Below are 22047 nucleotides of genomic sequence, written 5' to 3'. Positions count from 1 at the left end.
AATCCCATGGCAGACATCACCATCAGCCCCGATGAGATCCGTGATGCCCTGAAGGACTTCGTCTCGAACTACGAGCCGACGAAGGCCTCCACGGCCGAGGTCGGGCACGTCACCGACGCCGGTGACGGCATCGCGCACGTCGAGGGCCTCCCCGGCGTCATGGCCAACGAGCTCATCCGCTTCCAGGACGGCACGCTCGGCCTCGCGCAGAACCTCGACGAAGACGAGATCGGCGCCATCGTGCTCGGCGAGTTCGCCGGCATCGAGGAGGGCATGGAGGTCACCCGCACCGGCGAGGTCCTCTCCGCCCCCGTCGGCGACGGCTTCCTCGGCCGTGTCGTCGACCCGCTCGGCGCCCCGATCGACGGTCTCGGCGAGATCGCAGCCGAGGGCCGTCGTGCCCTCGAGCTCCAGGCCCCGGGCGTCATGTCCCGCAAGTCGGTCCACGAGCCGCTGCAGACCGGCATCAAGGCCATCGACGCGATGATCCCCGTCGGCCGCGGTCAGCGTCAGCTGATCATCGGCGACCGCCAGACCGGCAAGACGGCCATCGCGATCGACACGATCATCAACCAGAAGGCCAACTGGGAGTCCGGCGACGAGAACAAGCAGGTCCGCTGCATCTACGTCGCCATCGGTCAGAAGGGTTCCACGATCGCCTCCGTCAAGGGCGCGCTCGAGGACGCCGGTGCGATGGAGTACACGACGATCGTCGCCGCTCCCGCGTCGGACCCGGCCGGCTTCAAGTACCTCGCCCCCTACACCGGCTCGGCCATCGGCCAGCACTGGATGTACCAGGGCAAGCACGTCCTCATCATCTTCGATGACCTGTCCAAGCAGGCCGAGGCCTACCGTGCGGTGTCGCTCCTCCTGCGTCGTCCGCCGGGCCGCGAGGCCTACCCGGGTGACGTCTTCTACCTGCACTCCCGTCTGCTGGAGCGTTGCGCGAAGCTGTCCGACGAGCTCGGCGCCGGTTCGATGACGGGTCTCCCGATCATCGAGACCAAGGCGAACGACGTCTCGGCGTACATCCCGACCAACGTCATCTCGATCACGGACGGCCAGATCTTCCTGCAGTCGGACCTCTTCAACGCGAACCAGCGTCCGGCCGTCGACGTGGGCATCTCGGTGTCGCGCGTCGGTGGTGACGCCCAGGTGAAGTCGATCAAGAAGGTCTCCGGCACGCTGAAGCTCGAGCTCGCGCAGTACCGCTCGCTCGAGGCGTTCGCGATGTTCGCGTCCGACCTCGACCAGGCGTCGCGTCGCCAGCTGGACCGCGGTGCCCGCCTGACCGAGCTCCTCAAGCAGCCGCAGTACTCGCCGTACCCGGTCGAGGAGCAGGTCGTCTCGATCTGGGCCGGCACGAACGGCAAGCTCGACACCGTCCCGGTGCCGGACGTGCTCCGCTTCGAGTCCGAGCTGCTCGACCACCTGCGTCGCAACTCCGAGGTCCTCACGACCCTGCGCGAGACGAACCAGCTCAGCGACGAGACCGTCGCCGAGATGGAGAAGCAGATCGACGAGTTCTCGAAGAGCTTCCAGACGAGCGACGGCAAGACCCTCGGCTCCGAGCAGTTCGACGCGGCTGACGCCGAGGACGTCGACCAGGAGCAGATCGTCAAGGGTCGTCGCTAGATGGCAGCGCAGGTCCGGGTCTACCGACAGCGAATCAAGTCCGCGAAGACCACGAAGAAGGTCACCCGCGCGATGGAACTGATCTCGGCGTCGCGGATCCAGAAGGCGCAGGCCCGCATGGCTGCGTCCGGCCCGTACTCGCGAGCCGTGACGCGTGCGGTGTCGGCCGTGGCGACGTTCTCGAACGTCGACCACGTGCTGACCACCGAGCCGGAGTCCTCGACCCGCGCGGCCGTGGTGCTCTTCACCTCGGACCGCGGTCTGAACGGTGCGTTCAGCACGAACGTCCTCAAGCAGGGCGAGGAGCTCGCCTCCCTGCTCCGCAGCGAGGGCAAGGACGTCGTCTACTACCTGGTCGGCCGCAAGGCCGTCGGGTACTTCGCGTTCCGTGAGCGCGCGTCGGAGCAGCAGTGGGTCGGCAACACCGACCAGCCGGAGTTCTCGACGGCCAAGGAGATCGGCGACGCCGTCGTGGCGAAGTTCCTGCAGGACACGGCCGAGGGTGGCGTGGACGAGATCCACATCGTCTTCAACCGCTTCCTGAGCCTGGCGACCCAGGAGCCGCAGGTCGTGCGCCTGCTCCCGCTCGAGGTCGTCGACGGCGTCGAGGAGCCCGCGGGCAACGAGCCGCTGCCGCTCTACGAGTTCGAGCCGGACGCCGACGCGGTGCTCGACTCGCTGCTCCCGGTCTACATCGAGAGCCGCATCTTCAACGCCATGCTGCAGTCGGCTGCTTCCGAGCACGCCGCCCGTCAGAAGGCGATGAAGGCGGCCAGCGACAACGCCGACTCGCTGATCCGTGACTTCACCCGACTCGCGAACAACGCGCGTCAGGCGGAGATCACCCAGCAGATCTCCGAGATCGTCGGCGGCGCCGACGCCCTCTCGTCGAAGAAGAAGTAGTCCGCGTCGTTCGCGGACAGATACCCACCCTCAGGAAGGCACCAGCCATGACCGACACCGCAACCACCGCGGTCGAGACGTCGTCGGCGCCCGGTGTCGGCCGGATCGCCCGTGTCACGGGCCCCGTCGTCGACATCGAGTTCCCCCACGACGCAATCCCGGAGATGTACAACCTCCTGTTCACGACCATCACCATCGGTGACTCGTCGCAGGAGATCGGCCTCGAGGTCGCGCAGCACCTCGGCGACGACCTCGTCCGCGCCATCTCCCTGAAGCCGACCGACGGCCTGGTCCGTGGCCAGGAGGTCCGTGACTCGGGCGCTCCGATCTCGGTCCCCGTCGGCGACGTCACCAAGGGCAAGGTCTTCGACGTCCTCGGCAACGTGCTCAACACGGACGAGAAGCTCGAGATCACCGAGCGCTGGCCGATCCACCGCAAGGCCCCGGCCTTCGACCAGCTCGAGTCCAAGACCTCGATGTTCGAGACCGGCATCAAGTCCATCGACCTCCTCACCCCGTACGTGCAGGGTGGCAAGATCGGCCTCTTCGGTGGTGCGGGCGTCGGCAAGACCGTCCTCATCCAGGAGATGATCCAGCGCGTCGCGCAGGACCACGGCGGTGTGTCGGTGTTCGCCGGTGTCGGTGAGCGCACCCGTGAGGGCAACGACCTCATCGGCGAGATGGAAGAGGCGGGTGTCTTCGACAAGACCGCCCTCGTGTTCGGCCAGATGGACGAGCCGCCGGGAACGCGTCTGCGCGTGGCCCTGTCGGCGCTGACGATGGCGGAGTACTTCCGCGATGTCCAGAAGCAGGACGTGCTCCTCTTCATCGACAACATCTTCCGCTTCACGCAGGCCGGTTCCGAGGTCTCGACGCTGCTCGGCCGCATGCCGTCCGCGGTGGGCTACCAGCCGAACCTCGCCGACGAGATGGGTGTGCTCCAGGAGCGCATCACCTCGACGCGCGGTCACTCGATCACCTCGCTGCAGGCGATCTACGTGCCGGCCGACGACTACACCGACCCGGCTCCGGCGACCACCTTCGCGCACCTCGACGCGACGACCGAGCTCTCGCGTGAGATCGCGTCGCAGGGTCTCTACCCCGCGATCGACCCGCTGACCTCGACGTCCCGCATCATGGACCCGCGGTACCTGGGCGCCGACCACTACGAGACGGCCACGCGCGTCAAGCAGATCCTCCAGAAGAACAAGGAGCTGCAGGAGATCATCGCCATCCTCGGTGTGGACGAGCTCTCCGAAGAGGACAAGATCACGGTCGAGCGCGCTCGTCGGATCCAGCAGTTCCTCTCGCAGAACACCTACATGGCGAAGAAGTTCACGGGTGTCGAGGGCTCCACGGTGCCGCTCAAGGACACCATCGAGTCCTTCCGCGCCATCGCGGACGGCGAGTTCGACCACGTTGCGACGCAGGCGTTCTTCAACGTCGGTGGCATCAACGACGTGGAAGAGAAGTGGTCGCAGATCCAGAAGGAGAACCGCTGACATGGCGGGTCTCAGCGTGAGCGTCGTCTCGGCCGACCGCGAGGTCTGGTCGGGCGACACCACCATGGTCGTCGCACGGACGACAGAGGGTCAGATCGGCATCCTCGCCGGGCACGAGCCGATGCTCGCGATCCTGGCGCAGGGTCAGGTCCGCATCACGCGGGCCGACGGTTCGACCGTCACGGTCGACGCCGAGGACGGCTTCCTGTCGGTCGAGCACGACACGGTGACGATCGTCGCGCGGCAGGCCGCGCTGGCGTCCTGACCGGACTGACCGTCCTCCTCCCGCCTTCGGAGACGAAGCGGGAGGGCGGGGACCGGACCCGCACGCTCGACCTGCGTGCGCTGTCCTTCCCGGAACTGGTCGACGAGCGGGCCGCGGTGATCACCGCGGCCCGCTCCGTCAGTTCCGAGGAGTCCTCTGCCCGGACGGCGTTGAAGCTCGGCCCGAAGTCGATCGGGGAGCGCCTGCGCAACCTCGAGCTCGAGACCTCCGGCACGATGCCGGCGATCGAGCGCTACACCGGGGTGCTCTACGACCCCCTCGGGGCCGTCGACGCCCCCGAGGCCACCCGGAACTGGTGGGCGGAGCACGTGGTCGTGCAGTCCGCGATGTTCGGTCCGATCGGTGCGGGCGACCGGATCCCCGCGTACCGGTTGTCGCACGACTCGCGCCTGGGCACGCTCCGGTTGGCCACGCACTGGCCCGCCGCCTCGAGCCGTGCCCTCGCGCAGGTCGGGGACGGCCTGGTGCTCGACCTCCGGTCGGAGGGGTACCGCAAGCTCGGTCCGGTCCCCGGCGCCGTCGCGCCCCGCGTCGTGAGCGTCGACGGGACCGGGCGGCGTCGGGCGCTGAACCACTGGAACAAGACCGCGAAGGGCCGTCTCGTCGCGCTGCTCGGACGCACCTCCGCTGCGGTCGCGTCGATGGACGACCTGGTCGACTGGGCTGCGGGCAACGGCGTCGTCCTCGAGCGCGGTGCCGACGGCTGGGACCTGGTCGCCGAGAGCCTGGAGCCCGTCACCGCCTGACGGCGGGCGCAATGGTCGGTCCTCCACAGGGTCCGTCAGCGCGGCAGCCGTCCACAGTCGGTCCGGGTGGGCCGGTCGGGAGGCGCGGATCACGTTTCGATGGCGTGCATGATCCCGCTCACCACTCGTTCCGACCACGACTCCGCAGTGCGGTTCCCTCGCGAGATCGCGGCGGCCGTCACCCTCCCCGCCGCGGCTGCAGCGCTCGTCGCGCCCGGCGACGGCCCGCTGCGCGGGAGCGCGGCGACGGCCGTCGTCACCGCGTGCGGCGCCCTCGCGACCCGGATGGCCCTGGTGGACTTCCTCGCCGCCCCCGGTGCGCACGACCCTCGGACGCTCCGTGCGTTCGACCCGTTCCACGACGACACACCGCCCGCGCTCTCCGGGATCGGTCCGCGACCCTCGCGCTCCCGTCTGCGGACGGCGGGGGACCGGTGCGTCGAGGCCTGGCGGACCTGGCACGTGCAGGACGGACCGGCCGACGGCACGGCGGGAGCGGCCGGTGCGCTGGCCCTCGCCGCCTGGTGCGCCTGGGCGCTGGGCTCGGCGGCCCGCGCCGAGACCCGGGCGCGGTACGCCCTGGACCTGCGTGACGACGACGCGCTGGCCGGACTCGTGCTGCGCTCGGTGCTCGCCGACAGCCGTCCGACGTGGTCGCCGCGGTGATGCGGGGTCGACAGGATCGTCTACGGTGGACGCAACCACGTGGGAAGGGCTCCGGTTGCGCGACGACGACGACGGCTTCGAGGACATCGAGGACACCGTCATCCGGCGACCCCGCGCGGCGCTCAGCGGTGACCGCGTCGCCGAGGCCCTCGACGACACCGTCATCCGCGGCCGTACCGACGCCGACGATCCGCTCGGTGACACCGTCCTCCGGCCGGTGCCGGCGGTCCCTCCGACGCCCGGAGCGTCGGCAGCGGGCGACGACGTGGTCGGCGACACGGTCCTCCGGGCGGTGCCGCCGGTCCCTCCGACGCCGGGAGCGTCGGCAACAGGCGACGACGTGGTCGGCGACACGATTCTCCGGCCGGTGCCGCGGGTCCGACCGGCGACCGGTTCGTCGGACGGCGTCGACGGCGACCCCCTCGGCGACACGGTCATCCGGCCGGTACCGCCGATGCCGGGTGCGTCGCGCGGCGGCGACGACCCGCTGGGCGAGACGGTCGTCCGGCCCCTGCCGCAGGTGCCCGACGCGCCGTCGGACGTCCACGGCGACCCCCTCGGCGACACGGTCGTCCGGCCCGTGCCGCCCGTCCCGGGCACCGGAAGCGGCGGTGCGTCGGGCCCGGCCGCGTCCGACGCAGCGGACACCGATGCCGAGGCCACGGTCGTCCGCGCCCCGGGCCGACCACCCACGCGACCGGGCGCCGCCGGCGGAGCCGCACCGGGCCTCCCGTCCGCTCCGACGGAACGCACGGCGAAGGTGCCGTCGATCCGGATCGGCGACCAGCTCTTCCGCCTCGACCACCCCGTGGTCATCGGACGACGGCCGTCGCTGCCGCGGATCACCCGCGGACCGGAACCGGAGCTGGTGACCGTGCGCTCGGCGCACGGGCAGGTCTCGTCGTCCCACGTCCGGCTGCACGCCGAGGGCGAAGCCGTCGTCGTGCAGGACCTCCGGTCGACGAACGGCACCGTCGTCCGTCCGGCCGGCGCACCCGCGTACCGCATGCCGTCGGGTGCGTCGATCGTCGCGCTGACGGGTACGGTAGTCGAGATCGGTGACGGCAACGCCATCGAGGTCCTCTCGCCGTACCTCCGGGTCGCACCGACGGCGGACGGGTCCGCTCCGGTTCCCCCGTGGCCCTCCGATCAGCAAGCACACGGCACGCCCCGACCCACCAGAGAGCGATCCTGACACGTGACCGAACTCGGCCGAGCAGCCACTGCGCACGCCATCGACGTCCCCGGTGCCGACGGCGCCACCCTCACCCTGTCGTGGGGAGCCTCGACCGACGTCGGGCGACGGCGTGACCACAACGAGGACAGCTACATCGTCGGTGCCCCCTTCTTCGTCGTCGCGGACGGCATGGGCGGACACCTGGCCGGCGACCGGGCGAGCGACGCCGTGGTGCGACGCCTCGAGCAGGTGACGACCGACCCGTTCACGACGCGGCAGGGCATCCAGCGGGCGTTGCTCCTGGCCACCGCCGACATCGAGCGGGCTGCGGGCGGCAACGCCATCGGCGCGGGGACGACCGTCACCGGCATCGCCCTCGTGGCCTCGCTCGGGCAGCCCGCCGCGCTGGTGTTCAACGTCGGCGACTCCCGGACCTACCGCATCGAGGGCGGCGTGCTCCGTCGCGTCACGGTCGACCACTCCGTCGTGCAGGAGATGGTGGACGCGGGTCTGCTCCGCGCCGAGGACGCCGAACGACACCCCGACAGCAACGTCATCACCCGCGCGGTGGGCTTCGGCGAGCCGCCGGCACCCGACTGGTGGACCCTCCCGCTCCGGGCCGGCGACCGGTACATCGTGTGCTCGGACGGCCTCACCAAGGAGCTCGGCGACGCCGGGATCGCGCGGATCGCAGCCCGCGAATCCGACGCGCAGCAGCTCGCGGAGCGCCTGGTCGGCGACGCCGTCGTCGCCGGGGGGCGCGACAACGTCACGGTGGTGGTGCTGCAGGTCGACGGTGCCCCCGACGACGGTGACCTCGAGGACACGCTGCCCCGGCACTGATCGTCCCCCGAACTGGGGGACCGCGCCCGCCCACGGCCCACCGGCGCGCGGCGACCCGTTCACGAACGGTTCGTACAATGAGCAGGGCCACGACGAGACACGCGGCCACCCGGCCCGGGGAGGAGAGGACGATGGCGCGACGCCTGCCGTCCAACCCGCCCGTCATCGGCGGCTTCAGCCCCGTGCACGTGCTCGGCTCCGGTGGCTTCGCCGACGTCTTCCTGTACGAGCAGGACATGCCGCGCCGACAGGTCGCGGTGAAGGTGCTCCTCGACGAGGTCGTGGACGACCGCGTGCGCCAGATGTTCCAGGCCGAGGCGAACCTCATGGCCCGGCTCAGCACGCACCCGTCGATCCTCACCGTCTTCCAGGCGAGCGTGGCCGCGGACGGACGCCCGTACCTCGTGATGGAGCTCTGCTCGTCGTCGCTCAGCGAGCGGTACCGCCGTGAGCCGATCCCGGTGTCCGAGGTCCTGTCGATCGGCATCCGCATCGGGTCGGCGCTCGAGACGGCGCACCGCGAGGGTGTGCTGCACCGGGACATCAAGCCCTCGAACATCCTGCTCACGGCGTACGGCAACCCGGTGCTGTCCGACTTCGGCATCGCCGCGACCATCGGCGGGACCGACCCCGACGAACCGGTCGGCATGTCCATCCCGTGGTCCGCGCCCGAGGTGCTCATCGACGAGTCCCGCGGCACGATCCAGTCCGAGGTCTACTCGCTCGCCGCCACCGTCTACTCGTTGCTCGCCGGCCGCAGTCCCTTCGAGATCCGCGGCGGCAAGAACGGCGCGAACGACCTGATGCACCGGATCGACAAGGGCGGCGTCAAGCCGACGGGGCGCACCGACGTGCCGCCGTCGCTCGAGCGACTGCTCGCGACGGCGCTGTCCCGCAAGGCGCAGGCACGACCGGCGACGGTGATCGAGTTCGTCCGCGGCCTGCAGCAGGTCGAGGCCGAACTCGGCATCCCGCAGACCCCAGCGGACGTCGCGGTCGAGGCGTGGGCGGTCGCGTCGCCGACGCCCGCCGGCGAACGCACGGTGGTGCGTCAGCTGCAGGCGCCCGCACGGGTCGGTGGTCGCCGTCGCACCCGACGTCCGGTCCAGGGCGGTGTGGTCGCCGGCGGCGCGCAGAGCGTCGGCACCGTGCACCGGACCGGTTCCGTCACCCGCACCCGTCGCCGGACGCGCTCGACGCTGCTCTGGGCGACGTCGCTCACCGTCGTGGTCGTCGCGGCCCTCGCCGTCGCGACGGTCGTCGTGGTCGGTCGTCTCGGCACCGGTGCGATCCCGGTCGTGGCCGACGTCCGTGCATCGACCTCGGCCAGTGCGGTCTCGTTCTCGTGGGCCGATCCGGGCCTGCGCACCGGTGACACGTACGTCATCTCGTCGAACGGGTCCTCGAGCCAGCAGTCCGGCACGACGTTCGTCGTCTCGGGGGAGCGCGGCGAGGAGCAGTGCATCGCGGTCGCCGTGAACCGCGACGGCAAGACCGGTGCAGCGAGTGCCCAGAAGTGCGCGACGATCGGGAGCGCCGGGTGATCCGCGCCCTGCTCGCGAAGCACCGATCCGCCGCCGTCACCACGGGCGTGTCCGTGGTCGTCGCCGCGGTGGTCGCCGGCACCGCGATCGTGTCGACCGGCTACCACACGCAGCGCGTGGACCTCGGCGACGGGACGGTCTGGGTCCCCTCGGCCGAGTACGGCGCGGTCGGCCGGGCCAACACCGAGGTGCTGCAGCTCAACACGGCCGTCGAGACCGCCAGCGACGACCTCTCGGTCCTGCAACGCGGTTCCACCGTCTACAGCGTCGACGAGACCAAGGGCACCGTCGCGAAGGTCGACGTCGCGGCCGCCACGGTCGGCGACGCCGTCACCCTGCCCGCCGGTTCGCCACAGGTCTTCCTGGCCGGGGACACCGCCGTGATCGGCAACGCGGAGACCGGCGAGCTCTGGGCGACCCCGGCCGACCAGCTCGAGGAGTTCGACGCCTCCACGAAGGCCGACCTGACGCTCGGTGCCGACACCGTGTTCGACGCCTCGGACGACCACGTCGCCGTCTACTCGGCGAAGACCGGCACCGCCTCGCTCGTCGACATCGGCGCGACCCTGACCGTCGACCGCCGCTGGAAGGTCGACGCCGGTCGCGGCGACGACTTCCAGGTCGCTGCCTTCGGGTCCCACCTCGCCGTGCTCGACCGCACCAGCGGCACCCTGACGGTGGACGGCGACGCGGTCGACCTCGGCGACCGTGTGGGCTCGTCCCCGGCGCTGCAGCGGTCGTCCGACGACGGCGCTGACGTCACGGTCGCCGGGACCGCCGGCCTGGCCCGGGTCACCCCGTCCGGCCGGGTCGACGGCACGCCCCTGGCCGTGTCCGGCCGCGCTGCGCGGCCCTACGTCGACGGCAGCTGCACCTACGCCGCCTGGGCCGGCGGTCAGGCGATGGACACCTGCGACGGCCGTGCGCTCCAGCGCCTGGCGAGCACCGGTGGGACGAGCGAGATGCAGATCCTCCACAACGGCCGGACGGTCGTGGCCAACGACCCGTCGAGCGGCCGGTCGTGGGCGATCGACCGCAGCGGGCAGCTCATCGACAACTGGGCCGACCTCGTCAAGCAGGACGACCAGAAGCAGCGCGAGCAGGTCTCCGACGAGGACCCCGAGGTCGACAAGGACCAGAAGCCGCCGGTGGCGGTGGACGACGAGCTGGGCGCTCGTCCGGGACGCACCACGAGCCTCCCGGTCCTGCTCAACGACTACGACCCGAACGGCGACCCGATCGTGGTGAGCGAGGTCGGACGGATCTCGGACTCCGCCGGCCGCGTCGCGATCGTCGGCGACGGCCAGCGCCTGCAGGTGACGCTGTCGTCCCGCGCCTCGGGCACCGTATCGTTCCAGTACACGATCACCGACGGCAACGGCGGCTCCGACACCGCGACCGTCCGCGTCAGCGTCCGACCCGAGGCGCAGAACGACGCTCCGCGCCAGGTCCGCGACACCTCGGCGGACGTCGTGCAGAACGGGCACGTCGTGACGAACGTGCTCGGCGACTGGGTCGACCCCGACGGCGACCCCGTCTACCTCAAGTCGGCGACGGCGGCCGACCCCGACAACGCGTCGACCACGCCGGACGGCCTGCTCGACTACCGCAACGACAGCGGCAGGACCGGCGAGCGGTCGGTGCAGGTCGTCGTCAGCGACGGGCGTGCGGACGGCCGCGGCTCGGCGACCATGCGGGTCGCGAAGCAGGGCAGCGTGCCGCTCCGCGCCGACCCCTTCCCGGTGAGCGGGTACGCGGGCAAGGCCTTCAGCGTCGACCCGCTTGACCACGTGCGCGGCGGCAACGGCACCGTGACCCTGACCAGCGTGTCCTCGGCGTCCGGCCTGACCGTCACCCCGAGCTACGACGCCGGCACCTTCCGCGTGCTCGGCGCCGGAGCGGGGGACCACCAGCTCGAGTACACGGTGACCGACGGCGTGAAGACCTCGAGCGGCATCGTGCGGGTGACGATCCTCGCGCCGCCCGACGCCTCGACCGCGCCGATCACCACGCCGAAGACGGTGTTCGTGAACACGCTGTCGACGAAGGACACCGACGTCACCGCGACCGACATCGACCCGGCCGGCGGTGTGCTCATGGTGACCGCCATCGACGCGCCGCAGCGGTCGAGCGGCGTGCAGGCGAGCATCCTCGACCAGCACACCGTCCGCATCACGCTGACGGCGCCGCTCGACGGGCCGGTGTCCTTCGAGTACACCGAGACGAACGGCCTGGCGTCGTCCACCGGCACGATCACCGTCGTCGAGATCCTTCGACCGGACCGCATCCAGCCGCCGGTGGCGCAGCCCGACAGCAGCACGGTGCGGGTGGGCGACGTCGCGAACATCGCCGTCCTCGACAACGACACGCAGCCCGAGGGCGAGCCCCTGACGCTCGAGCCGGACCTGGTGCAGAACGTGCCGGGCGACGGCGGTCTGCTCTTCGTCTCCGGCGACCACCTGCGCTACCTCGCGCCGGAGACCCCCGGCAACTACACGGCCGTGTACCGCGTCGCGGGTCCGGACGGCCAGCACGCCGACGCGTCCGTGTCGATCTCGGTCCGCGAGCGCGACGCCGCCACGAACAACCCGCCGGTCCCGCCGACGGTGACCGCGCGCGTCGTCGCCGGGTCCTCGGTGCGGGTGTCGATCCCGCTGAACGGCATCGACCCGGACGGCGACTCGGTGCAGCTCGTCGGCGTCGGCTCCAACCCGGACAAGGGCTCGGTGAGTGACGTCTCGAAGGACTCGCTGACCTACCAGGCGGGCGACTACTCGGCCGGTACCGACGAGTTCACCTACACGGTCGTCGACGCACTCGGTGCCCGTGCGAGCGGCACCGTGCGCGTCGGGATCGCGCCGCGCGCCGAGCAGGCATCCAACCCCGTCGCCCAGGCCGACCACGTCACCATCCGGCCCGGCGGCTCGGTGACCGTCCGGGTGATGCAGAACGACTCCGACCCCGAGGGCGGACAGCTCACCGTCACCGCCGCCGAGCCGACCGCCGACGACGTCGCGGCGAAGATCCTGCGGAAGCAGCAGATCCGGGTGACCCCGCCGAAGACGGCGAAGTCCGGCGACTACGCCGTGCTCTACACGGTGACCAACAGCAGCGGCGGTTCGAGCACCGCGTTCCTGACGGTCACGGTCGACGAGGACGCCCAACCGCTGCGACCCGAGGTGGACGACACCACCCTCGACCTGCAGGACATCCTGCACCGCCAGAGCGTGACGGTCGACGTGCTCGAGAACGTCTTCTTCGCCGAGGGCACCTCGGCCGACCTGAAGGTCGGTCTGGTCGACGGCTACGGCGACACGGCCCGCACCACCGACGACGAGCGGATCACCGTCCGGCTCACCGACGACTCGCAGGTGATCCCGTTCTCGGTGGCACGCGTCGACCACCCGGACATCGTGTCCTACGGCTTCATCAACGTGCCGGGCTTCGACGACGCACTGCCGCAGATCAACCGCAGTGCGGGGACGATCACGGTGAAGAGTGAGGCGACCGTGCGGATCCCGCTCGACGACTTCGTCGTGACCGCGAACGGCAAGACCGCGACGATCACCGACCGCGGCACCGTGAAGGCGACGCACGCGAACGGGCAGCGCCTGGTCGTCGACTCGTCGACCCTGCAGTTCACGTCGTCGAAGCTGTACTACGGCAACGCCTCCATCTCGTTCGAGGTCACGGACGGCTCGTCGGCGAACGGCGGCAAGGGACGCGTCGCGACCCTGGTGCTGCCCATCACGGTGACGCCCCGGTCGAACCAGCCGCCGGCCTTCACCGGTTCGGCCGTCGAGATGCAGCCGGGGGAGCGCCGCACGATCGACCTGACGAAGCTCACCGACTACCCGTACCCGCGCGACCTGCCCGAGCTGCGGTACTCGGTCGTCGGGCGGCCGGCGGACGGCGTCACCGCGAGCATCGCGAAGCAGCAGCTGACGATCGCCGTCGCCGACACGGCGAAGAAGAACACCACGGCCGCCATCGGGATCGGCGTGAACGACGACGCCAACGCCGGCCGCGCGGGAACCGTGACCGTGGGCATCGTCGCGTCGACCCGACCGCTCGTGCAGCCGGGCGCGGACCGGTCCGTCACGAAGCGCGGCGCGACGACGACCATCGACGTGCTCACGAACGACCAGCCGACCAACCCGTTCCCCGGGCAGCGACTGCGCGTGGTGAACATCCGCGGCCTGTCCGGCGGGCTGCCGAGCGGCGTGACCGTCACGCCGAGCGGAGACCGGTCCCGGCTGCAGGTCCGGGTGTCGGACACGGCCAAGCCCGTCGACGCGCACCTGCAGTACCAGGTCGCCGACGCGACGAACGACCCGAACCGGTACGTCTGGGGCGACGTGACGATCTCGGTGCAGGACGTGCCGGACGCACCCGGCACGCCGACCCGCACGGGGTCGTACGACGGCGGCCAGCTCTCGCTGACCTGGGCCGCGCCGCAGGGCAACAACGCGCCGATCACGGGCTACCGCGTCGTCGGGACGAACGGGCTCTCGAAGAACTGCGGGACGTCGACGGTCTGCCAGCTGACCGGGATCGACCCGAAGGCGTCGTACCGGTTCCAGGTCGTCGCGACGAACGCCATCGGCGACTCGAAGCCGTCCGCGCGGTCCGTCTCGATGAGCGCGGACTACGTGCCGGCCCCGCCGAAGAACATCCGGGTCTCACCGAGCAAGAGCACGCCGAACCAGCTCGACGTCGCCTGGAACGCAGTACCGGCACCCCGGGGTGGGAGCGCGGTCGACGACTACGTCGTGACGATCAAGGGCCCCGGCCTCTCCACCATGCGGCGTACCGGCACCGCGACGAGCACTTCGTTCACCGGTGCCGAGAGCGGTGCGAAGTACTCGGTCTCCGTCTCCGCGCACAACGACGCCGACCGCAACGGCACCGTGGTGCAGTGGAACTCCGGCTCGGGGTCCGGCACGGCGGTCGGATCCCCTGCCGTTCCCGATCTCGACGCGAAGCGGTCGGTCTCGTCCGGAGAGACGACGGTCGTGCTCAACGCGAGCGAGAGCAACTGGGCAGGCAGCGGTCGTTCGTTGAAGATCGTGCGGTACGCCCCGGGTGTCAGCCCGGCATCGGGCTGCTCGACCTCGGGTTCCGACAGGGGTTGGGACAGCGGCAGCGCGACCGATTCCTTGCGGTCGAACGGCGCGTACCAGTACGTCGCCCTCGCGGACAACGGTCTCTTCTGCACGCCGAGCAAGCCCGCCGAGGTCCAGAGCTTCGCGGCGCCGGGCAACGCCAGCGCTGACATCGCCGTCGAGCGGTTCCGGCAGGACGAGGGCACCTGGGCGATCCGTATCCGCAACCCCTCCGCCCAGGCCAGCCCTGGCGGCCGGGTCGACCACTACGCCTATTCGGTGAACGGCGGTGCTCTGACGACGACCAGCGACACCGGCGGCTGGGTGGACGGCGTCGCGTACGGGTCCGCCGTGAGCGTCAAGGTGGTGGCGTGCGCGGACAGCTCCTCGAACTTCTGCGGTGACGGAACGTCGGTCGACGGGCTCCGACCCGTGCAGACCCGCGCGACGATCCCCGACTCCATGACCGCGGGCACGCAGGTGACGGTGTCGTCGGCACCGGCCAACGGCGGCTACCAGCCCTCCGGCTACCGCGTCTCCTTCTGTCTGACGCGCGTCGGCTGCGACAGCGGGAACATCTACCCGCCGAACGCACTGCCGACCGTCGAGGACTCCCTCACCGCGAACTACGTCGTCGTGGCGTCGATCGTGGACGGGCACGAGGACCCGAACCCGCCGATCGCCAAGATCGACCCGGCGCCACCGCCCGAGCCCGAACCGGCCCCCTCGGACCCGACCACCCCCTGACCCGACCGACCCACCGCCCGCACGCCACCAACGAAGGACCGACCCCGCATGAGCATGACCCCGGAGCAGGCCACCTGGTTCGCCGACGTCGCAGGCCGCATCGTGACCAACGTCGAGCAGGTGCTCCTCGGGAAGACGTTCGTGATCCGGCTCGCGGTCACGGCCATGCTGAGCGAGGGCCACCTGCTGCTCGAGGACGTCCCCGGCACCGGCAAGACCAGCCTCGCCCGGGCGATGGCGCAGAGCGTGCAGGGCACGACGAACCGCATCCAGTTCACGCCGGACCTGCTGCCCGGTGACATCACCGGCATCAGCGTGTACGACCAGCGCACCCAGGAGTTCGACTTCCACCGCGGTCCGGTGTTCGCGAACATCGTGCTCGCCGACGAGATCAACCGTGCGAGCCCGAAGACCCAGTCCGCGCTGCTCGAGGCGATGGAGGAGTCCGCGATCACCGTCGACGGCGTGAACCACCGCCTCGCCGCCCCGTTCATGGTGATCGCCACGCAGAACCCCGTCGAGCAGGCCGGCACGTACCGGCTGCCCGAGGCGCAGCTCGACCGCTTCCTCATGAAGACCTCGATCGGCTACCCGGACCACGCCGCGACGGTGAAGATCCTCGAGACCTCCTCGGCGCCCTCGGCCTCGGTGCCGCTCGCGAGCGTCGTCCCCGCGGCGACGATCACCGAGATGGCCGCGCTCGCACGGTCGGTGCACGTCGACGCCGTGATCGCCGACTACGTGGCACGGCTCGTCGACGCCACCCGCTCGGCGAGCGAGGTCCGCCTCGGCGTCAGCGTGCGTGGCGCGATGGGCCTCATCCGGGCCGCCCGCGTCTTCGCGGCGCTGAACGGCCGCCACTACGTCACGCCGGACGACGTCAAGGCCCTCGCCGTGCCCGTGCTCGCGCACCGGCTCGTGCTCGACGCCGAGGCCGAGTTCGACGGCGTCAGCTCGCCGAGCGTGATCGCGCAGCTCCTGGTCGAGACCCCGCCGCCGGCCGACCGGGTCACGACGTGACGGACCGCCGGCCCGTCTCCACGCGCTCGCGCCGCCCGTCCTCGACGCGGTCGCGTCGCGGGACGACGGCCTACGAGCGCACGGGGACGGTCGCCGGCATGACCAACGTCCGGTCCCGGATCGTCGGGGACCGCGAGGGCGTGGCAGCGGACGCCGTCGTCGGCGTCGTCCGGGCCTGGGCGACGGCCTGGAGGCTCGTCACGCGTTCCTGGGGCGAGGTCTCGTCGGTCGTCACCGGGCTCGGCTGGACGGTCGCCGCGCTCACGCTCGTCGCGTTCGTGACGGGCTACCGGTTCGGGCTGCGCGAGATCGTGGTCGTCGGGTTCGCCGGTGCGGTGCTGGTGGTCGTCGCGGCCGTCGCGCTCATCGGCCGGTCACGGCTGGTGATCCGCATGCGGCTGCCGCAGCACCGGGTGGCCGTCGGCGACGCCGCTGGCGTGGTGGTGACGGCGGAGAACCCCTCGCGGCTGCCCTCGGTGCCGACGACCGTCGAGGTGCCGGTCGGTTCGGGGCTGGTCGACGTCGCCATCCCCGCGATCGGCCCGCAGGGCACGTTCGGGCGCGAGGTGCCGGTGCCGACCCTGCGCCGCGGGGTGCTCGACGTCGGCCCGGTGACCGGCGTCCGCGCCGACCCGGTCGGACTGGTCCGCCGCGAGGTCGTCTGGACGGCCCGGGAGCAGGTCATCGTGCACCCCCGGACCATCGCGATCCCGTCCACGAGCACCGGTCTGGTGCGGGACCTCGAGGGACAGGCGACCACCGACCTCTCGCCGGCGGACATCGCCTTCCACGCCATCCGCGAGTACATGCCGGGAGACGACCCGCGCACGATCCACTGGAAGTCGACGGCGAAGTCCGGCGCACTGATGGTGCGCCAGTTCGAGGACACGCGTCGCTCCCACCTCGTCGTCGCACTGGGCACGGCGCGTGCCGAGTTCGGTGACGACGACGAGTTCGAGCTCGCCGTCAGCGCCGCCGCGTCGCTCGGCGCGCGGGCGATCCGCGACGGTCGCGAGGTCTCCGTCGTGGTCTCCGAGCGGACACCCGAGTTCGCGCGTCGCGCGGTCTACGCCGTGCGGTCCCTGCCGACGATCACGCCGACCCGCCTGCTCGACGACTTCGCGTCCGTCGCCCTGGCCGACGCGTGCCTGCCGGTCGCCGAGGTCGCGCGGATCGTCGGCAACGACGCCGAGGGGATCTCGGTCGCCTTCCTCGTGGTCGGGTCGACCGTCGGGCTGCCGGCGCTCCGCCTCGCGGCGACGCGCTTCCCGGTCGGCGTCGAGGTCGTCGCGGTGATCTGCGAGCCGGAGGCGCAGCCCCGGTTCCTGCGCGTCGCGGGTCTGACGGTGATGACCATCGGCTACCTGGACGACCTCCGGCACGCGCTGCACCGATCGGCAGCGGCCGCATGAGCGCAGCACCCGTGGCCGACCCGACCGCGCCGGAGCGCGCACGGCGCACCACCCGGCGTTCCGACCGCCGGGACGCCCGCCGTGCCGCACCGCTGCGGCTGGCCGGCAGCACCCTGGTCGTCTGGCTCCTGCTCGCCGTGGCGAGCACGTCCTGGTGGCCGGTCTACCGCGACCAGGCGATGGTCGCTGCTGCGGTGACCGCGATCGTCTCCGGCACGCTCGTCGCCCTGCTCGGCGCCGTCCTGCGGCTGCCCGCGGCGGTGGTCGCCGTCGCGGGCGTCGCGGCGTTCACGCTGACCGGCGTGCCGGCCGCGGTGCCCGACCGGGCGGCCGGGCTGCTGCCCACCGGTCCCGGACTCCTCGACCTCTTCGCCGGCGTCGCGCTGGGCTGGAAGCAGCTGGTGACCATCAGCCTGCCGGTCGGGTCGTACGAGGCGCTCCTCGTGCCGTACTTCGTGACGCTCCTGGTGGCGGCGGTGACGTCCGTGAGCGTGGCGACCCGTGCCTCCCGGCCGGAGCTCGCGAGCATCCCGGCACTGGTGCTGTTCGCGGTCGGCGTGGTCGTCGGACCGAGCCGACTCGACACGTCCGTGCTGACCGCGGTGGTGCTCGTGGGGATCGCCCTGGTGTGGGCGCTGACCGTCCGCCATGCGCGACGCGCCGTGGCCGTCGCGACCACCATCGGCACCAGGGTCCCGCTCGTGCGGTCCGTCGTGCGGCCGGCACTCGTGGGGACGGGGACGATCGTCGCCGCCGCGGTCGTCGCGACCGGACTCGGCCTCGTGGCACCGCCCACCGTCGGGCGCACCGTGGCGCGGACCGACGTCGTGAAGCCCTTCGACCCGCGCGACCACGTCAGCCCCCTCAGCGGCTTCCGGGCCTACGAGGAGCAGACCGCCGCGGACACCCCGCAGCTGCGGGTGACCGGGCTCCCCGCGAACGGGTTCGTGCGCATCGCCACCCTCGACACGTACGACGGGGTCGTCTACCGGGTGGGCGGCGCCGACGGGTCGTCGGCGTCGGGCACCTTCGAGCGGGTGCCGACCTCGGTCGACGTCCGCGGGGTCGACGGCACCACCGTCCGCGTCGGCGTGACCGTCGACGGGTACAGCGGTGTGTGGCTGCCGACGGTGGGCGACCTCGAGCGGGTCGAGTTCACCGGTCGCGGCGCGGAGTCCGAGCGCGGATCGTTCTTCTACAACGCGTCGACGCAGACCGGTGCCGTGGTGGGCGGGGTCGGCGACGGCACGTCGTACGACCTGACCGCCGTCGTGCCCGACCAGCCGACCCAGGAGCAGCTCGCCGCCGCGCGACCGGGCAGCGCGTCGGTGCCGGCGACGCGGGACGTGCCGGAGGCCGTGCGCGACACCGTCGAGTCGACGACCCGCGGCGAGACCGCGGCCGGCGCGAAGCTCCTGGCCGCCCTGCAGTCGCTGAAGCGCAACGGCTACGTCAGCCACGGGGTCGGGGACGACCGGATGAGCCGTTCGGGTCACGGCGCCGACCGGATCCAGGAGCTCCTCACCGCGCCGTTGATGATCGGTGACCAGGAGCAGTACGCCGCCGCCGCGGCGCTCATGGCCGACGAGCTGGGGTTCCCCGCGCGGGTGGTGATGGGCTTCAGCGCCGGCGGCGACTCCGGAGCCGATCGCGGCGACGCGGGCACGAGCGGTGGCACGACGACGTTCCGCGGCTCGGACGTGACGGCGCGCATCGAGGTCGACACCGCGCAGTGGGGGTGGGTCATGCTCGACCCGAACCCGACCGTGCGCGAGATCCCGGACGAGCAGCAGCAGACGCCGCAGCCCGTGACCCGGCCGGAGACGGTCGTGCCGCCGCCCCCCGTCACCCAGCAGGACCAGGACCAGCAGGCCCCGCCGCAGACCGACCGCAACACGCCGCCGGTGCAGCCGCTGTGGCTGCAGATCCTGCTGGCCGCGTTGCCGTGGGTGCTCGGCGTGCTCGGCCTCGCGGCGCTCGTGCTGCTGCCGTTCGCGGTGATCGTGCTCGCGAAGCGCGCACGGCGCCGCCGCCGTCGTCGCGCGCCGACGCCCCGCGGCCGTGTCGTCGGCGCCTGGGACGAGTACCGCGACGCGCTGCTCGACCGCGGGCACGACGTGTCCCGGTCCGCGACGCGACGCGAAGCGGTGGTGGGTGCTCCCGGCGACGGCGGGACCGGCCTCGCAGCCCTCGCCGACCGCGCGGTCTTCGGTCCGAGCGACGTCGACGAGTCGGTCGCCGACCGGATGTGGTCGGCGACCGACGACGCGATCGGCAGTCTCCGGACCGGACGGAACCGACGGGAACGGTTCCGCACCGCCGTCTCCCTGCGGTCGCTCCGCGGACGGCGACCCCCTCGTGGGCGGACCCGGCAGGGTGCCCGGGGACGCGGCGACTACGATGGGCCGAGGCCCGGCGAGCGTCGTGCAGGGCCGAGTGAGGACAGAGGCACCCCGTGATCAGATGCGAACACTGCGGATCGATGCTCCCGGACGGTGCGATCTTCTGCGGTGAGTGCGGACGCGCGGTGACCGCCGCGGCCAGCCGTCGCCCGGTCGCCCAGCCCCCCGTCGAACAGGCACCACCGCCGCCCCTGCAGCAGCCCGACGCGCACGGCCGCCGCTCGGACCCCGCCGCCGACGCCTGGCTCCCCGAGGCCACGCTCGACCCGGCGACACGCGCCTGGCTCACCGGCTCCGACCGTCCGGGGAACGGCGCGGTCCCCGTCCAGCGGCCCGACGACTTCGCCCCACGGCAGGCGCCCACGCACGTCCACGGTGCCGACTCCGGGTTGGCGGAGCGCGGTGCGCCGAACCCGCAGCGCGCCGAGCCCTCGCTCGACCCCGCCGACCACCGCTCCGAGCCGGTCCCCGGCGCGGACCTCGCCGACGATCCCGAACGGACCCGCCTGGCGCCCCCCGCGTCGGCGGCCGCCCCGACGGACGCTCCCGCGGCCGACAGCGGCGTCCCGGCATCGGTCTGGGCACCTCCGGCGGACGTCGCACCGCCGGCCGCGCCGGCCGGTCCCTCGTGGTGGGTGGGGCGCGGCAACGCCGCCGAACCCGAGGTCGTCGCCGAACCCGTCGTCCCCCCGGTGCCGCCCGTCCCGCCGGTGCCGCCCGTTCCTCCTGTGCCGCCCGTCCCGGAGTCCGCCGGCGACGAGGCCGCCGGAGCATCCGCCGAGCACGGCCCGGGCGACGACCAGTCCGACGATGCCGGCATCGACGGCCTGCGCGTCCCCGCTCCGACCGCAGGGTCGGCCGACGACGGCGACGCGGAGTCGGGCCAGCCGGTCGTCCCCGCTGCGGACGGCCCCGTCGCGTCGCCGCCGCAGCCCGGCGACACCGCGGTCGTGGAACCCCTGGTCGACCGCCGACCGCTCCGTCCGGCTCCGCTGGTCACGCCGGGCATGCACGCCACGACGACCTGCCACGTGTGCGGCCACCAGCTCGAGCCGGACGACATCTTCTGCGGCGAGTGCGGCGCGGTCCGCCCGGCCGTGACCGCGGCCTTCACCGGACCGGTCGTCCCCCTGCCGATGGCACGCCCGGACTGGGCTGCCGACGACGAGGCCGAGGCGGTCGACCGTACGTCCGCGGTCGACACCGGCGGCGATGCGGGCGACACCGCCGGCGACTCGGACGCGGACGACACCGCCGGCGACTCGGACGCGGACGTTGACGTCGACGTCGCGGACGGTCACGGTGACGACGGCGACGTGACCGACAGCGCCGGGGCGGACAGTGCCCCGGCCGTGACGGACGACGAGTTCGCGGACTCCGGGCCGCGCCTCCGCCCGCGCGGGGTGCACGCCGCCCCGAGCCTGTCCCCGGACGCGTTCCCCTCTGCGCCAGCGACCACGACGCCGGGTTCCGCCACCGTGCCCTCCGCGGCACCGTCGACCGCGCCGTTCGCCGCGCCGCTGCCCCCGATCCCGGGTGCTCCGGGAGTGATCCCGCCGATGCCCGGCGCCGCGGACCATGCCGCGCAGGCTCCGGCCCAGCCGGACCCCGCGTCCCTGGTGTCGAGCGCGAACGACGACCTCGCCGAGGACGTCGAGGAGACCCGCATCGTCGGGCAGGCTCCGGTGCAGGCCCCGTTCGTCCTGCACTTCAGCACCGGTGAGCGCTTCGGCGTGCACGGCACCGGGCTGCTCGGCCGTCTGCCCCGCCCGCAGCCGGGCGAGCGGTTCGACGACCTGCTGACCGTGCACGACCCCGGCAAGTCGGTGTCGAAGATCCACCTGGAGCTCGGTCGTGACGGCGACGACCTCTGGGTGTCCGACCGGTTCTCGGGCAACGGGACCGTGGTCCGGCACATCGACGGTTCGATCCGTCGCTGCGAGCCGGGCCGTCGGTACCGGGTCGAGCGCGGTGCGCGGGTCGACATCGGGGAGCAGTTCTTCCTGGTGCAGTAGTCGGCGCCGGCTGTCCACAGATCCCTTCGGACGGCCCTCGGCGG

The 22047-nt window shown here is 72.3% G+C and carries 14 protein-coding genes; all 14 read left to right on the top strand.

Annotated elements, in window-relative coordinates; genetic code table 11:
• Positions 1-6: 6 nt before the first annotated feature.
• Entirely contained in the window at positions 7-1635 is a 1629-nt protein-coding gene (gene atpA / locus BIU94_RS07000) for a F0F1 ATP synthase subunit alpha (protein WP_071255919.1), read from the top strand.
• A complete protein-coding gene (locus BIU94_RS06995; RefSeq protein ID WP_071255917.1) occupies positions 1636-2538 on the top strand; it encodes a F0F1 ATP synthase subunit gamma in 903 nt (300 codons plus the stop codon).
• Positions 2539-2585: 47 nt separating this feature from the next.
• Positions 2586-4040 carry a F0F1 ATP synthase subunit beta gene (gene atpD, locus BIU94_RS06990; protein WP_071255913.1) on the top strand — a complete coding sequence of 485 codons (1455 nt, stop codon included), beginning with the start codon at positions 2586-2588 and terminating at the stop codon, positions 4038-4040.
• Between the two features lies 1 nt (position 4041).
• Positions 4042-4305, top strand: coding sequence for a F0F1 ATP synthase subunit epsilon (locus BIU94_RS06985; RefSeq protein WP_071255911.1), 264 nt, complete (start codon positions 4042-4044; stop codon positions 4303-4305).
• Positions 4302-5072 (top strand): YaaA family protein, encoded by a 771-nt coding sequence (locus BIU94_RS06980; RefSeq protein WP_368086397.1) that lies wholly within the window; start codon positions 4302-4304, stop codon positions 5070-5072. Before BIU94_RS06985 ends, BIU94_RS06980 begins: the two co-directional genes overlap by 4 nt.
• Before the next feature lie 108 nt (positions 5073-5180).
• A complete protein-coding gene (locus BIU94_RS06975) occupies positions 5181-5738 on the top strand; it encodes a hypothetical protein (protein ID WP_071255907.1) in 558 nt (185 codons plus the stop codon).
• A gap of 25 nt (positions 5739-5763) precedes the next feature.
• Positions 5764-6933 (top strand): FHA domain-containing protein, encoded by a 1170-nt coding sequence (locus tag BIU94_RS06970; protein WP_139196323.1) that lies wholly within the window; start codon positions 5764-5766, stop codon positions 6931-6933.
• 3 nt (positions 6934-6936) lie between these two features.
• A complete protein-coding gene (locus BIU94_RS06965; RefSeq protein ID WP_071255903.1) occupies positions 6937-7758 on the top strand; it encodes a PP2C family serine/threonine-protein phosphatase in 822 nt (273 codons plus the stop codon).
• A 131-nt stretch (positions 7759-7889) separates the two neighbouring features.
• Positions 7890-9302: a serine/threonine-protein kinase gene (locus BIU94_RS06960; protein WP_071255901.1), complete on the top strand. Its 1413-nt coding sequence runs from the start codon at positions 7890-7892 to the stop codon at positions 9300-9302.
• Positions 9275-15154 (top strand): Ig-like domain-containing protein, encoded by a 5880-nt coding sequence (locus BIU94_RS06955; protein WP_071290533.1) that lies wholly within the window; start codon positions 9275-9277, stop codon positions 15152-15154. Before BIU94_RS06960 ends, BIU94_RS06955 begins: the two co-directional genes overlap by 28 nt.
• 48 nt (positions 15155-15202) lie before the next feature.
• On the top strand, positions 15203-16174 hold the full coding sequence (locus BIU94_RS06950; RefSeq protein ID WP_071255898.1) for a MoxR family ATPase: 972 nt from the start codon (positions 15203-15205) through the stop codon (positions 16172-16174).
• A gap of 98 nt (positions 16175-16272) precedes the next feature.
• Entirely contained in the window at positions 16273-17586 is a 1314-nt protein-coding gene (locus BIU94_RS06945; protein WP_071256465.1) for a DUF58 domain-containing protein, read from the top strand.
• Positions 17583-20045, top strand: coding sequence for a DUF3488 domain-containing protein (locus BIU94_RS06940; RefSeq protein ID WP_083404627.1), 2463 nt, complete (start codon positions 17583-17585; stop codon positions 20043-20045). The genes BIU94_RS06945 and BIU94_RS06940 overlap by 4 nt, the downstream gene beginning before the upstream one ends.
• Entirely contained in the window at positions 20042-22003 is a 1962-nt protein-coding gene (locus BIU94_RS06935; RefSeq protein WP_139196321.1) for a zinc-ribbon domain-containing protein, read from the top strand. Before BIU94_RS06940 ends, BIU94_RS06935 begins: the two co-directional genes overlap by 4 nt.
• Positions 22004-22047 lie beyond the last annotated feature (44 nt).

Origin of the sequence: Curtobacterium sp. MMLR14_006, assembly GCF_001864985.1 — a bacterium.
Classification (GTDB): domain Bacteria; phylum Actinomycetota; class Actinomycetes; order Actinomycetales; family Microbacteriaceae; genus Curtobacterium.
Note: the sequence above shows the minus strand (reverse complement) of the source record. Positions and strands in the feature narration are given on the sequence as shown.

Coding starts and splice junctions, on each gene's coding strand:
- atpA (WP_071255919.1), top strand. CDS start 7: ATGGCAGACATCACCATCAGCCCCGATGAGATCCGTGATGCCCTGAAG.
- BIU94_RS06995 (WP_071255917.1), top strand. CDS start 1,636: ATGGCAGCGCAGGTCCGGGTCTACCGACAGCGAATCAAGTCCGCGAAG.
- atpD (WP_071255913.1), top strand. CDS start 2,586: ATGACCGACACCGCAACCACCGCGGTCGAGACGTCGTCGGCGCCCGGT.
- BIU94_RS06985 (WP_071255911.1), top strand. CDS start 4,042: ATGGCGGGTCTCAGCGTGAGCGTCGTCTCGGCCGACCGCGAGGTCTGG.
- BIU94_RS06975 (WP_071255907.1), top strand. CDS start 5,181: ATGATCCCGCTCACCACTCGTTCCGACCACGACTCCGCAGTGCGGTTC.
- BIU94_RS06960 (WP_071255901.1), top strand. CDS start 7,890: ATGGCGCGACGCCTGCCGTCCAACCCGCCCGTCATCGGCGGCTTCAGC.
- BIU94_RS06950 (WP_071255898.1), top strand. CDS start 15,203: ATGAGCATGACCCCGGAGCAGGCCACCTGGTTCGCCGACGTCGCAGGC.
- BIU94_RS06945 (WP_071256465.1), top strand. CDS start 16,273: ATGACCAACGTCCGGTCCCGGATCGTCGGGGACCGCGAGGGCGTGGCA.
- BIU94_RS06940 (WP_083404627.1), top strand. CDS start 17,583: ATGAGCGCAGCACCCGTGGCCGACCCGACCGCGCCGGAGCGCGCACGG.